The sequence below is a fragment of the Pseudomonas sp. FDAARGOS_761 genome, from assembly GCF_013343155.1.
GTDB lineage: Bacteria > Pseudomonadota > Gammaproteobacteria > Pseudomonadales > Pseudomonadaceae > Pseudomonas > Pseudomonas aeruginosa.
The window spans coordinates 2,695,383-2,710,973 of sequence record NZ_CP054572.1; the positions used below are offsets into that span (position 1 = coordinate 2,695,383).

1 protein-coding gene is annotated in these 15,591 nt (G+C 67.4%); it reads right to left on the bottom strand.

The features are described 5' to 3' along the window. Window positions 1-32 precede the first annotated feature (32 nt). Entirely contained in the window at window positions 33-15,482 is a 15,450-nt protein-coding gene (locus FOC67_RS12540; protein WP_174707737.1) for a non-ribosomal peptide synthetase, read from the bottom strand. Window positions 15,483-15,591: the final 109 nt, after the last annotated feature.

Consider the following 15,591-nt stretch of genomic DNA (forward strand, 5'->3'; position numbering starts at 1 on the left):
ACGAGGTCCAGGTTTGGATTGGAAAGCATGGGTCAGATCGCCTCTAGTTCGCTCATGAATTCACGAAGGTCATCGAAATCGGTGTCATTGCTGGAAGTCTGCGCCGCGGCAAGCTCGGCATAGGCTTGCAGCGACTCGGTCTGGAACAGCGCCGCCAGCGGCAGCTCCACGCCGACCTCGCTCTGCATCCGGGCAGTCACCTGGATCGCCAGCAACGAGTGGCCGCCAAGCTCGAAGAAGTTGTCGTCGAGCCCGACCTGTTGCAATTGCAGGACCTCCGCCCAGATCCCCGCGACCTGTTGCTCCAGATCGCTTCGCGGCGCCACGTAGACCTGCTGCAACAGGCTCGCATCCGGCTGTGGCAGGCCCTTGCGGTCCAGCTTGCCGTTCGGCGTCAGCGGCATCCGCGCCAGGAACAACAGGTGCGACGGCACCATGTATTCCGGCAGGCGCTCGCGCAGCGCCGTCTTCAACTGCGCCCGGCACTCCGCCTGCGCTTCCGGCGAATCCGCGACCGCCGGCTCCTGCGCCACCACGTAGCCCACCAACTGCTGGCCCACCGCGCCCGGCTGGGCCACCACCACCGCCTCGCGCACCGCCGGATGCTCGCGCAGGCGCGCCTCGATCTCTCCCAGTTCGATGCGGAAGCCTCGGATCTTCACCTGGTGATCCACCCGTCCGAGGTAATCCACCACCCCATCCGCACGCCCACGGGTCAGGTCGCCGCTGCGGTACAGCCGGCTGCCCGGCGCACCAAAGGGATCCGGCACGAAACGCTCGGCGGTCAGCGCCGGACGCTCCAGGTAGCCGCGCGCCACCCCTTCCCCGCCCAGGTACAGTTCGCCCGCCACGCCTACCGGCAGCAGGTTCAACTGCCCGTCGAGGATGTAGCCGCTACGGTTGCCCAGCAGCGTACCGATCGGCATGTAGGCCGCGCCGCAGGCATCGCCCGCCCGTGCTTTCCACAGCAGCGGCGTCACCACCGTCTCGGTCGGGCCGTAGCCGTTGAACAGGTACTTCGGCTTCAGCGCCCGCCACGCCAGGTCATAGCTGGCCTGCGCCACCGCGTCGCCGCCGAAGCAGTAGACCCGTACCGGCGGCGGATTGCCGTCGCGCTCGGCATGCTCGGCCAGTTGCTGCAGGTACACCGGCGGGAACACCCCCACCGTTACCCCGTGGCGATGCATCTCGGCGTAGGTCCGTTCCGGCAGCCACAGGCTGTCGTCGCGGATCAGCACCCGCGCGCCGTTGATCAACGGGTGCATCCAGCCTTCGTGGGAACCGTCGAAGGCGAACGACATGAAGTGCAGCTCGCAGTCCTCCGGGGTCATCTCGTAGCGCTCGCCGGTGGCCACGATATGGGCGATCAACGGACCGTGGGACACCGCCACGCCCTTGGGCATGCCGGTGGAGCCGGAGGTGTAGATCACATAGGCCAGGTTGTCGCCGTGCAGCGCCACCTCTGGATCATGAGCGGGGAAGCCGGCCCACTCCTCCTCGCGATCCACGGACAGGCAGGACAACCCCTCGGGGATCGGCAGACGCTCCAGCAGGTGGCTATGGGTCAGCAGCAGGTGCGCGCGACTGTCCTGCATCATGTACAGCAGGCGCTCGCGCGGGTATTCGATGTCCAGCGGCACGTAGGCGCCGCCGGCCTTCAGTACCGCCAGGAACGCCACCATGATCTCCGCGCTGCGCTGCATGGCGATCGCCACCCGCACCTCGGGGCCAACGCCTCGGGCGATCAACGCATGGGCCAGGCGGTTGGCCCGGCTATCCAGCTCGGCGTAGGTGAGCTTTTCCTCGTCGAAGATCACCGCCACCGCATCCGGCGCCATACGCGCCCGCTCGGCCACTCGCTGGTGTACCAGCGGCGTTGCCGGATAGCCCGAGTCGCTGCGGTTCCAGATAGCGCCGATAGCGCTAAGCTCCGCCTTCTCGAGCATCTGCAGATCGACCAGACGTCGCTGCGGATGTTCGGCGAATGCCTCCAGCAGAGTCGTCAGGTGGCGACCCAGGCGCTCGATCGTAGCGGCCGGGAACAGTCCGCGATCGTAGCTGAATTGCAGTGACAAGCTATTCCCGCCACCCAGCGCCAGGGCCAGCGGATAGTTGGTCTGCTCGTGCATCGCTACGGCACCGAAACGCACGCCTCCAGCGGAGGACCGTTCGAGCACCTCGTCCACCGGGTAGTTTTCGAACACCAACAGGTTGTCGAAAACCGCCTCGCCGCCGAACCCCGCCCAGCGCTGCAGCTCGAACAGAGGCGTGTGCTCCTGTTCGCGCAACGCCAGGTTCTGCCGTTGCAGCCCCTGCAGCAGTTCGTCGAGGGTCATCTGTGGAGCCAGCGTTACCACCACCGGCAAGGTATTGATGAACAACCCGACCTGGTTCTCGACACCCGGCAGATCGGCAGGACGCCCGGAGACGGTGGCGCCGAAGACCACGGTGTGTTGTCCGGTATAGCGTTGCAGGAGCAGCGCCCAGCCCGCCTGGACCAGGGTATTGAGAGTGACCTGGTGGCGCCGGGCGAAATCCCGGAGCCGCGCGGTAGCCGTTGCGTCCACCTCACGCAGGTGCTCTCCGACGCCGTTGGCCGATGTCAGTCCCGGCTGAGCCAGTGCCTCGACCAATCGCGTCGGCTCGTCCAGAGCCGCCATCTGCTCGCGCCAGAATGCCTCGGTAGCTGCCGCGTCCTGCCGCTGCAGCCAGGCGATGTAGTCGCTATAGCGGCCATCCCGGGGCTGCTCCGGCGAGCGTCCGGCATAGGACTCCAGCACCTCGCTGAGCAACTGGGCATTGCTCCATCCGTCCAGCAGGATGTGATGATGGGTGTAGATCAGGTGGTGCTCACCTTCGGCAGTCTTCACCAACAGCAGCCGCAACAGTGGCGCACGCTGCAATTCGAAACCGCGTTCGCGCTCGGCCGCAGCCAGCGCGAGCAGCGCGGCGTCCCGATTCGCCGCCTGGCTCAGGTCCTCTTCGGCGAAGGGCAACTGGCGCTGTCGATAGACGATCTGCAAGGGCTGCTGCAGCTCCCCCTGCCAGGCGAAACCACTGCGCAGGATCGCGTGCCGGTCCAGGGCGGACTGCCAGGCTGCGCGGAAGCGCGGGATATCGAGGCCGGACACATCCACACGCATCTGATTGATGTAGTCGCTCGATGCCTGCTCGTACAGCGAATGGAACAGCATGCCCTGCTGCATGGGTGACAGCGGATAGATGTCCTCGACCTCTTCCAGCGCGACCGGCAGGGCATCCAGACGCGCCTGGTCCAACCCCGCCAGCGGGAAATCGGAAGGCGTCGCGCCATGCCGTGGCGAATCGCAGCAGAAGTCGACCAGCGCCGTCAGCTCAGCCACATAGTCATCGGCCAGGCGACGCACCTGGTCCTCGCCGAACATCTGCGAGCTGAAGCTCCAGTCGATACTCAGTTCACCGTCGAACACCCGGCCATTGAGACTCAGCCAGTTGTCCAGCGGAGCGCCGGGGTCCATCTCTGCCCCCGCGCTTTCGCCAGCCGGGTCCAGCAGAGCCATCTCGTCGAACTGAGCGTCGAACTGGCCCAGGTAATTGAAAGTGATCCGCGCCTGCGGCAACCCCGCCAGGACCCGGGCACTTTCCTCTCCAGCCAGATAGCGCAGCAAGCCATAACCCAGGCCCTTGTCGGGAATCGCACGCAACTGTTCCTTGATCGCCTTCAGGGACTCGCCAAGATCCGCGACCGGGCTCAGGCGCACCGGGAACAAACTGGTGAACCAACCCACGGTGCGACTCAGGTCGATATCGGCGAACAGCTCCTCGCGCCCATGCCCTTCCAGCTGTACCAGGCTTGAAGAGGCGCCGCTCCAACGGCAGACCACTCGCGCCAGAGCGGTCAGCAGAAGATCGTTGACCTGGGTACGGTAGGCTGCCGGCGCCTGCTTCAGCAGGCGTTCGGTCAAGCTGCGGTCGAAGCGACTCTGCACGGAGGTGGCGAAACGCTGCTCCAGAGCGCCTTGCGGATGCTCGCACGGAAGCTCGGCCGGCGCACCTTCCAGCAGCTCGCGCCAAAACTGCAACTGCGCCTTCATCGACTCACCACGGGCATGCTCGCTCACTCGGCCGGCCCAGGCCTTGAACGGGCTGGTCTTGCCAGGCAGCCGCGGAGCTTCTCCACGGAGGCTCTGCTGGTAAGCCCTTTGCAAATCCTCCAGCAGAATGCGCCAGGACACCCCGTCCACCACCAGATGGTGGATCACCAACAACAGACGCTGGCCGCCGTCGGCCATATCCACCAACAGGCTCCGCAACAGTGGGCCGTCGGCCAGGTCCAGGCTGCGCTGCGACTCCTCGCAGAGCGACTCCAGCGCTTGTCGGTCCACCGCCTCGGCACGCCAGAGCAGCGCACCGCCCAGCGTTGCTTCGGCATGTTCGGCATGCCAGGTTCCGTCCGTTTCATGGAAGCGCAGACGCAATGCGTCGTGATGTTCGACCAGGGCCTGCAAGGCCGCTTCGAGTGCCTTCGCATTCAGGGCCTCGCGCGGCTTCAACAGCAATGACTGGTTCCAGTGCTGGCGATTGGGAATCGGCTGTTCGAAGAACAACCGCTGGAACGGCAACAACACCGTCTCGCCGCTCACAGGCCCCTGCTCCATTTGCACCGCAGCCCCTACGCGGGCGACTCGCGCCAGCCCCTGTACGGTCTGTTGTTGGAACAGGTCCTTCGGAGTGAACTGGATGCCCGCCGCACGGCATCGACTCACCACCTGGATCGAAACGATGGAATCGCCACCCAGGGCAAAGAAGTTGTCGGTGGCGCCCACCTCCTCCAGCTTCAGCACGTCCGCCCAGACGGCCGCGATACGTCGCTCCATTTCATTCTGCGGCGCAACATGCGTCTGCCCCGCAGCAGCTTGCGGTCGCGGCAACGCCTTGCGATCCAGCTTGCCGTTCGGACTCAGCGGCATCCGCTCCAGCGCCAGCCACTGCGCCGGCACCATGTATTCCGGCAGGCTCGCCGCCAGGTGCGCGGCCAGGGCTTCGCGCCAGTCGCCGCTCTCGCTCTCCAGCACCACGTAGCCGACCAACTGCCTGCCGTCCACCGCCAGCACCGCCGCCTCGCGCACCCACGGATGCTCCAGCAGGCGCGCCTCGATCTCGCCCAGCTCGATGCGCAGGCCGCGCAGCTTCACCTGGTGGTCGATCCGCCCGGCGTACTCGATCACCCCATCGGCGCGGTAGCGCGCCAGGTCGCCGGTGCGGTACATCCGTTCCCCAGCCACGAACGGGCTGGCGACGAAACGCTCGGCAGTCAGCCCCGGACGCTGGTGGTAGCCACGGGCCAGGCCCTGCCCGGCCAGGTACAGCTCGCCGAGCACGCCCACCGGCACCGGCTCCAGGTTGCCATCGAGGATGTAGCAGGCCAGGTTGGCGATCGGCCGGCCGATCGGCACCGCGTCCTTGCCCTCCTCCACGCAGGTCCAGTGGGTGACGTCGATGGCCGCCTCGGTCGGGCCATAGAGGTTATAGAGGCCGGCCTGCGGCAGCTTGGCGAACACCTGCTGCTGGGCGTCCGCCGGCAGTGCCTCGCCGCTGCAAACGATGCGTTTCAGGCTGGTGCAGGAGGCGACGTCTTCATCCTGCAGGAAGGCCTGCAGCATCGACGGCACGAAGTGCAGCGTATCGACCCCTTCGCGGTTGATCAGCGCCACCAGCCTCGCCGGATCGCGATGGTCGCCCGGCGCGGCCACCACCAAACGTGCTCCGCTCATCAGCGGCCAGAAGAACTCCCAGACCGACACGTCGAAGCTGAACGGGGTCTTCTGCAACACCGTGTCGCCGACGCCCAGCCCATAGGCCTGCTGCATCCAGCACAAGCGGTTGCTCAGCGCCGAATGGCGGTTGCCGGCGCCCTTGGGCTTGCCGGTGGAGCCGGAGGTGTAGATGACATAGGCGAGGTTCTCGCCATCGAGATGAATATCCGGGTTCGCCTCACTGTAATCCTCGAACCAGGGCGCACCGCGATCCAGGTCGATCCGCTGCACACCTTGCGCCAGCGGCAGCTTCAGGTGCGACTGGCTGAGCAGCAGCTCCACACCGCTGTCCTCCAGCATGTAGGCCTGGCGCTCCTCGGGATATTCCGGGTCCACCGGCACGTAGGCGCCGCCGGCCTTGAGGATCGCCATCAGGGCCACGACCATCTCGATGGAACGCTCCATGGCCACGCCCACCAGGCGGTCCGCGCCGATCCCGCGCTCGATCAAGGCATGCGCCAGGCGGTTGGCCCGGCGGTTCAGCTCGGCGTAGTCCAGGCGCTCCTCGCCGAAGGCCAGCGCCGGCGCCGTCGGCGTGCGCTCGACCTGCTCCTCGAACAACCGGTGCACGCCGCGTTGCAGCGGGTACTCGGCCGCAGTGGCGTTCCAGCCTTCCAGCAACTGGCCACGCTCCTCGGCATCGAGCATCGGCAGCGAGTCGACGCTGGCCTGCGGGTTCTCCAGCATGCCGCGCAGCAGGTTCTGCCAATGCCGCGCCATGCGCTCGACGGTCCGCGCCTCGAACAGGTCGGTCGCGTAGGTCAGCGCCGCCCCAAGGCCGTCCGGGGTTTCCCAGGTATCGAGGGCAAGGTCGAACTGTGCGGCAGCACCGTCCCAGGCAAAACTCTCGATGTGCAAACCATCGACTTGGGCATCCTGCCGCTCGCCGCTCTGGTGGTTATACATCACCTGGAACAACGGGCTGTGGCTGAGATTGCGTTCGGGCTGCAAGGCATCGACCAATTGCTCGAACGGCAGATCCTGGTGCGCCTGCGCGCCCAGCGCCGCCTCGCGCACGCGGCCCAGTAGATCGCGGAAAGCCAGGCCAGCATCGACCTGGCAACGCAGCACCTGGGTATTGACGAAGAAGCCGATCAGGCGCTCGACCTCGGCGCGGTTGCGGTTGGCGATAGGTACCCCGACGCGAATGTCCGACTGCCCGCTATAGCGCTTCAACAGCACCTGGAACGAGGCCAACAGAAGCATGAACGGGGTGACACCCTCCCGCCGGGCGCAGGCCAGCAGCTCCTCCGATAATGGCACCGGCAGCGCCATGTCCAGACGCTGCCCGCGTCCGCTGGCCTGGGCCGGGCGCACCCGGTCGGCGGGCAGTTCCAGGACCGGCTGCTCGGCGCCCAGGCGCTCACGCCAGTAATCCAGCTGCCGCGCGCCCTCGCCGCTGTCCAGCCAGGCGCGATGCCAGGCAGCATAGTCGGCGTACTGCAGCTTCAATGGCGCCAGCGTCGGTTGTTCGCCGCGCCGCGCCGCGGCATAGGCCTGGAGCAGTTCGTCGACCATCACCTGCATCGACCAACCGTCGGACACGATATGGTGCTGGGTGATGACCAACACATGCTCCTGCCCAGCCAGCGCCAGCAGACGCACGCGCAGCAGCGGCCCACGAGCCAGGTCGAATGGCTGGCGGATTTCCTCGGCCACCCGCTGGCGCAACGTTGCTTCGCTCGCCCCGGCGCAATCCTCCAGGACAATGCGCAACGGCATGTTCGCCAGGATCGTCTGGCGCGCCTGACCGTCGACCTCCTCGAAGCGGGTGCGCAAGGTCTCGTGGCGCAGCACCAGCCAATCGAAGGCCTGCTGCAACGCCGCCTGGTCCAGGACGCCACGCACGTGCAGTACGCTGGGGAGATGATAGGCCGCGCTTTCAGGCTCCAGTTTCCAGAGGAACCACATGCGTTGCTGAGCATGCGACAAAGGCAACTCGGCGACTCGCGGCAATACTTGCAGCACAGGGGCAACGCTCGCCGCCTGGGACTCCAGGGAAGCGGCGAAGTCTGCCAGGACCGGCCGCTCGAACAGGATGCGCAAGGGTACGTCCAGCTCCAGATCCTGGCGCAGGCGCGAGACCACCCGGGTGGCGCTGAGGGAGTGACCGCCGAGTTCGAAGAAGTGCTCGTCGCGGGCGATGCCCTCGACACCGAGCAGCGCCTCCCAGATCGCTGCGACCGAACGTTCGAGCCCCTCCCGCGGAGGCTCTCCGGCCTGGTGGCGGGCAGCTGCGTCCACCTTCGGCAGCGCCTTGCGATCCAGCTTGCCGTTGGCGTTCAGCGGCAAGCTGGACAGCACCTGCCAAGCCGTCGGTTGCATGTACGCAGGCAAGCGTCCGGCCAGCCAGGTGCCCAGCTCCGCCAGAAGGTCCTCACCCCGCATAGCGTCACGCCCCACCAGGTAGGCCGCCAGCAGCGGACCACCGACGCCATCCTGCGCCACGACCGCTGCTTCCGCCACATACGGGTGTGCAAGCAGTTGGCTCTCGATTTCGCCGATCTCGATGCGGAAACCACGGATCTTGATCTGCTGATCGGCGCGGCCGAGATATTCGACCTGACCGTCGACGCGATAACGCGCCAGGTCCCCGGTGCGATACAGGCGCTCGCCCGAACCTGAGAACGGATCGGCCACGAAACGCTCGGCGGTCTGGCCGGGGCGGCCCAGGTAGCCACGAGCCAGGCACTGGCCGCCGATGTACAGCTCGCCGATCATCCCCGGCGCACATGGCTGCAGGGCTGCGTCCAGTATGCAGGCCCGGCGCGCACCGAGCGCGCGGCCGATAGCGGGAGCACCGCCCTCTTGCGTCCGACAGTGCCAGGCCAGCGGAGTGATCACCGCCTCGGTGGGACCGTAGGCGTTGAACCAGGCTTCAGCCTGCACCGCCTGCTGGGTCAGCAGGCTGGCGTCCCAGGCTTCGCCGCCGAGGATACAGGCGCGTACTGCGATCCGGCGGCCGGCGTGGCGCAACTCCTCCGCCTGTTGCTGAAGATAAGCCGGCGGTAGATCGAGGATAGTCACCGCGTGCCGCTCCACCTCATCCGCCAGATGTTGCGCGCTCCACTGTCCGGCGTCGCCGAGCAGGACCCGGGCTCCTGCCAGCAGGGGTACGAAGAGTTGTTCGGCAGCGGCATCGAAACTGATCGAGGCGAACTGCAATTGGCAGTCGCCAGGGCCGACGCCGTAGGTGCGTGCTGCCGCCTGGCAGTGCGCGACGAGCGCCGCCTGGCTGACCGCCACTCCTTTGGGCTGGCCGGTCGAGCCGGACGTATAGATCACGTAGGCCAGCGTCTCGCCAGCTACCTCCGGCAGCGGCCGCGTATCTGCACTCGCCGGCCAGGCGGCGGTCTCCAGCGGCAGCCGCTCGACCTCTGCCGGGCAGGGCAGCCGCTCCGCCAGGGTTTCCTGGCAGATCAGCCAGCGCGCGCCGCTGTCGCGCAACATGTACGCCAGGCGCTCCGCGGGGTAGTTCGGATCCAGCGGCAGGTAGCCGGCACCGGCCTTGAGGATGCCCAGCAGGCCGACGACCAGGTCGAAGGAGCGCTCGGCAGCGATCGCCACCAGCGCTTCCGCGACCACGCCGCGCGCCCGCAGGCCACGCGCCAGACGCTCGGCGCGCATATCCAGTTCGGCATAGCTGAGATACTCGTCGCCGCATACCAGCGCGATCGCCTCAGGCGCCGACGCTGCCTGATGCGCGAAGGCCGCCGCGACGCCGCCCCGCGGCAGCGCCTCGAGCGGTGCCTGCCAATCCCGCAGCGCCTCCTGGCGTTCCCCGGCGTCGAGCAGGGCCAGCTCGCCCAGCGCTGCCTGGGGGGTCTCGGCCATCCGCTGCAGCAGATGCAGCAGATGACGGTCCAGTTCGGCGATGTCCGCTGCGTCGAAATCGCGCCGCGCATAGACGTACTGCAGGCTCAGGCGCTCACCCAGGGTGACACCCAGCGTCAGGGGGTAGTTGGTCTGCTCGTGGTTGCTTGGCGTGGAGAACTCCAGATCGGCGGGAGCCTGGCGCAGAGCCTCGGCCACGGGGAAGTTCTCGAACACCAGGATGCTATCGAACAGAGCCTCGCCGCCATGCCCGGCCCAGCGCTGGATGTCGTACAGAGGCGTATGCTCGTGTTCGCGCAGCGCCAGGTTGAGCGCCTGCATCCCCTGCAGGTATTCCGCGACGCTCTGCTGTGGCTGCGGCGCGGCGATCACCGGCAGGGTATTGATAAACAGACCGATCTGCGCCTCGATGCCTGGCAGTTCCGCCGGCCGTCCGGCCACGGTGGCGCCGAAGGCTACCGTCTCCTGCCCGCAGTGCCGCTGCAGGAGCAGCGCCCAGGCCGCTTGCACCAAGGTGTTGAGCGTGACCTTCTGACCTTGGGCGAAGGACGCCAGTTGGCGGGTCGTCTGCGGATCCAGTTCGCGCAGATGCTCACCCTGGCCAGGCTGCTCCGTCCTCGCCTGGCGCGCCAGGCGTGTCGGCATCTCCAGGGAGGCCAGCCGATCGCGCCAGAAGAACTCGGTTGCCATCGCATCGCGGCTCTGCAACCAACCGATGTAGTCGCGGTAACGCCCAACGGTAGCGGCTACCTCCTGCCCCGCATAGCGCTGCAGTACCTCGGCGAGCAGTTGGGCGTTGCTCCAGCCATCCATCAGGATGTGGTGATAGGTATAGATGAGGTGCATCCGCCCATTCGCCAGCGGCACCAACACCAAGCGTTGCAACGGCGCCCTGGCCGGGTCGAAACCGGCTTCGCGCTCAGCCTCTGCCTGCCGTTGCGGATCACTGCCTGGCGGGGCCAGCCGCAGCTCCAGCGTCGCCTGCTCGAATACCACCTGCAACGGCTGAGGCCAGCCGTCCTTCCAGAGGAATCCGCTGCGCAGGATCTCATGGGCATCGAGGGTGGCCTGCCAGGCTGCGCGGAAGCGATCCGGGTCCAATCCGCCGATATCCATGCGCAACTGGTTGACATAGTCGCCTTCCGTTCCATGAAGACTGTGAAACAGCATGCCCTGCTGCATCGGCGACAACGGATAGATGTCCCGCACCGAATCAGGATCCAAGGACAATTCATCGAGCTGCGTCTGGGAAAGCCCGGCCAGCGGGAAGTCCGACGGCGTCACACCCCGATGCCGCGGGTCGAGACAATGCTCGATCAGCGCGTGCAGCTCCCGCGCGTAGTCATCGACCAGGCGCTGGACGGTCGCCTCGGCGAACATTTCCCGGCTGAAGCTCCAGTGCAGGCTCAGCTCGCCACCGTAGACCTGGCCTTCGATGCTCAACCAGTTGGCCAGCGGGGCGCACGGATCCTGGGCGGCGCCGGCGCTTTCCGTGGCCGGTACCAGCAGCGCCGCCCCATCGAACTGACGGTCGAACCGGCCCAGGTAATTGAAGGTGATCCGCGGCTGCGGCAGCGCGGCCAGGCGGGCCGCAGCCTCCTCTCCAGCCAGGTAGCGCAGCAGGCCGTAGCCGACGCCCTTGTCCGGCACGCCGCGCAGTTGCTCCTTGATCGCCTTCAGCGACTCGCCGAGGTCCGCGGCCGGGGTCAGGCGCAGCGGGAACAGGCTGGTGAACCAGCCCACCGTGCGGCTCAGGTCGATGGCCTCGCCGAGGTCCTCGCGGCCGTGCCCTTCGAGCTGCACCAGCACGCTGGCGTCGCCGCTCCAGCGGCAGGTCGCACGGGCCAGGGCGGTCAGCAGCAGGTCGTTGACCTGGGTCCGGTAGGCCGCCGGGGCTTCCTGCAGCAACTGCCGGGTACGCTCGGTGTCCAGGGTCAGGACGAGCTTGCGCTCATGGCGGTTTTCCAGGGCTCCGTGCGGGTTTTCGCATGGCAGCGCATGCGGAGCGTCGTGCAGTTGCGCCTGCCAGTAGTCGAGTTCGTCCAGGCGCGCGCCGGCCTGTTCGTGCAGGTGCCGGCTCCAGGTCTGGTAGGAACTGCTACGCGGCCCGAGATCGGCGTCGAGGTCGGCATAGAGACGCTGCAGGTCTTCCAGCAGGATACGCCAGGACACCCCGTCCACCGCCAGGTGGTGGATGACCAGCAGCAGGCGCTGGCTGCCGTCGGCCATGTCCACCAGCAGCGCACGCAGCAGCGGCCCCTGTTCGAGGTCGAGGCTGCGCTGGGCTTCTTCGCAAAGCGCCAGCAACGCCTCCTCGGACCCCGCCTGCCGGCGCCACAGCGGCTCGCCGGCCTGCTCGGCGTAGGCCTGGTGCCAGGCGCCGCGCTCTTCGCGGAAACGCAGGCGCAGGGCATCGTGCTGCGCCTGCAGGCGTTCCAGGGCACGCCCCAGCCGGTCGCCGTCGAGCGGCTGGCGCGCCTGCAACAAGAGAGACTGGTTCCAGTGCTGGCGGTTGGGAATCGCCCGCTCGAAGAACCAGCGCTGTACCGGCGCCAGCGCCACCTCGCCGCTTGCCGGCCCCTGTTCCGCCGTAGCCGCACCCGCCTTGGCCGCCAGGGCCAGGCTGCGGATGTTCTGGTGCTGGAACAGGTCGCGCGGGCTCAGTTGCAATCCGGCCTGGCGCGCACGGCTGACTACCTGGATCGAGACGATCGAGTCGCCGCCGAGGCTGAAGAAGTTGTCGTCCAGGCCGACCCGCTCAACGCCCAGCAGGTCCTGCCAGATTTCCGCCAGGGTTCGCTCCACTGCGTTGCGCGGTGCGCTGTAGCCTGCCTGCGCCACGCTTACTTCAGGCGCCGGTAGCGCCTTGCGATCCAGCTTGCCGTTCGGACTCAGCGGCATCCGCTCCAGCGCTAGCCACTGCGCCGGCACCATGTATTCCGGCAGGCTTGTCGCCAGGTGCGCGGCCAGCGCTTCGCGCCAGTCGCCGCTCTCGCTCTCCAGCACCACGTAGCCGACCAACTGCCTGCCGTCCACCGCCAGCACCGCCGCCTCGCGCACCCACGGATGCTCCAGCAGGCGCGCCTCGATCTCGCCCAGCTCGATGCGCAGGCCGCGCAGCTTCACCTGGTGGTCGATCCGCCCGGCGTACTCGATCACCCCGTCGGCGCGGTAGCGCGCCAGGTCGCCGGTGCGGTACATCCGCTCCCCAGCCACGAACGGGCTGGCGACGAAACGCTCGGCAGTCAGCCCCGGACGCTGGTGGTAGCCACGGGCCAGGCCCCGACCGGCCAGGTACAGCTCGCCGAGCACGCCCACCGGTACCGGCTCCAGGTTGCCATCGAGGATGTAGCAGGCCAGGTTGGCGATCGGCCGGCCGATCGGCACCGCGTCCTTGCCCTCCTCCATGCAGGTCCAGTGGGTGACGTCGATGGCCGCCTCGGTCGGGCCATAGAGGTTATAGAGGCCGGCCTGCGGCAGCTTGGCGAACACCTGCTGCTGGGCGTCCGCCGGCAGCGCCTCGCCGCTGCAAACGATGCGTTTCAGGCTGGTGCAGGAGGCGACGTCTTCGTCCTGCAGGAAGGCCTGCAGCATCGACGGCACGAAGTGCAGCGTGTCGACCCCTTCGCGATTGATCAGCTCCACCAGCTTCGCCGGATCGCGATGGTCGCCCGGCGCGGCCACCACCAAACGCGCCCCGCTCATCAGCGGCCAGAAGAACTCCCAGACCGACACGTCGAAGCTGAACGGGGTCTTCTGCAACACCGTGTCACCGACGCCCAGGCCATAGGCCTGCTGCATCCAGCACAAGCGGTTGCTCAGCGCCGAATGGCGGTTGCCGGCGCCCTTGGGCTTGCCGGTGGAACCGGAGGTGTAGATGACATAGGCAAGATTCTCGCCGTTCAGCTCGATCCCCGGATTGTTCTCGGCATGGTTTTCCAGCCAGGCATCGGCCTGGTCCAGGTCGATCCGCTGCACGCCTTGCGCCAGCGGCAGCTTCAGGTGCGACTGGCTGAGCAGCAGCTCCACACCGCTGTCCTCCAGCATGTAGGCCTGGCGCTCCTCGGGATATTCCGGGTCCACCGGCACGTAGGCGCCGCCGGCCTTGAGGATCGCCATCAGGGCCACGACCATCTCGATGGAACGCTCCATGGCCACGCCCACCAGGCGGTCCGCGCCGATCCCGCGCTCGATCAAGGCATGCGCCAGGCGGTTGGCCCGGCGGTTCAGCTCGGCGTAGTCCAGGCGCTCCTCGCCGAAGGCCAGCGCCGGCGCCGTCGGCGTGCGCTCGACCTGCTCCTCGAACAACCGGTGCACGCCGCGTTGCAGCGGGTACTCGGCCGCAGTGGCGTTCCAGCCTTCCAGCAACTGGCCACGCTCCTCGGCATCGAGCATCGGCAGCGAGTCGACGCTGGCCTGCGGGTTTTCCAGCATGCCGCGCAGCAGGTTCTGCCAATGCCGCGCCATGCGCTCGACGGTCCGCGCCTCGAACAGGTCGGTCGCGTAGGTCAGCGCGGCGTACAGGCGGCCGCCCTTCTCGTAGGTATCCAGGCTCAGGTCGAACTGGGTGGTACGGCTCTTCCAGTCGAGCTGGCCGAAGCTCAGGCCGGCCACGCTGTCCAGCGCCTCGATGTCGGCCACCAGCGGCTGGTGGTTGTACATCACCTGGAACAGCGGGCTGTGGCTCAGGCTGCGCTCGACCTTGAACGCCTCGACCAGGCGTTCGAACGGCAGATCCTGATGGGCCTGGGCGCCAAGCACGGTGTCCTTGAGCCCGGCCAGCAGGGTCGCCACCGACGTGCGGCCGTCGAATACCGAGCGCAGCACCTGGGTGTTGACGAACAGGCCGATCAGCCCTTCCACCTCGGCGCGGTTGCGGTTGGCGATGGGGACGCCGACCCGCAGGTCGGTCTGCCCGCTATAGCGTTGCAGGAGGATATTGAAGCCGCCGAGCAACAGCATGAACAGGGTCAGCCCCTGGCGTCGGGCGGTGCCGCGCAGGGCCTCGGCCAGGGCCGGCTCGATGCTGAACTCGTAACGGCTGCCACGGTAGCTGGGAACCGCCGGACGCGGGTGGTCGGTCGGCAACTCCAGGACCGGATGCCGCTCGCCGAGCTTGCCGCGCCAGTACTCCAGCTGGCGCTCCTGCTCACCGGCCTCCAGCCAGCTGCGCTGCCACAGGGCGTAATCGGCGTACTGGATCGGCAAGGCCGGCAGGCCGGGCTCCGCGCCAGTCGCATAGGCACTGTAGAAACGGCTGAATTCTTCGATCAGCACGTTCATCGACCAGCCGTCGGACACGATGTGATGCAGGGTCAACAGCAGCACATGCCGCTCCTCGCCCAGGCGGATCAGGCGGACCCGCAGCAACGGCCCCTCGCACAGGTCGAACGGCTGCAACGACTCGCGCTGCGCCTCCTCGCGCAGGCGGGCTTCCTGCTCGGCCTCGGGCAGGCCGCTGCAATCCTCGAAGGCAACCTCCAGCGGGCGTTGCAGGGGCGCCTGCGCCAGGCTGTCGTCGGCGCCGCGCGGGAACACCGTACGCAGGGTTTCATGACGCTGCACCAAGCTGGCGAAGGCGCGCTCCAGCGCCTGGCGATCCAGCGGTCCGTTCAGGCGCACCGCGCTGGGCAGGTTGTAGGCGCCACTCTGTGGCTCCAGGTGCCAGAGGAACCACATGCGCTGCTGGGCGTAGGACAGGCGGTCGCGCTCGGCCGAAGACACGCCGGCCGGAATCGGGAACAGCGAGAAATCGATTCCCTCCCCTCGCAGGGTTTCGAGGAAGACCCGACGCTTCTCAACGGGTAGTTCGATAAAGCGGCGGGCGAGCTTGAGGGAATCTTCTGCGTTCATCGGTCTTCTTCCGTGCACATGGGCAACGAGCGCGGGGCTCGGTCATTCATGTGAAACGGACGACACATCGTGAAAATTAACCGGACAGCGACTTCCGGTCGCACCTTGG

Coding starts and splice junctions, on each gene's coding strand:
- FOC67_RS12540 (WP_174707737.1), bottom strand. CDS start 15,482: ATGAACGCAGAAGATTCCCTCAAGCTCGCCCGCCGCTTTATCGAACTA.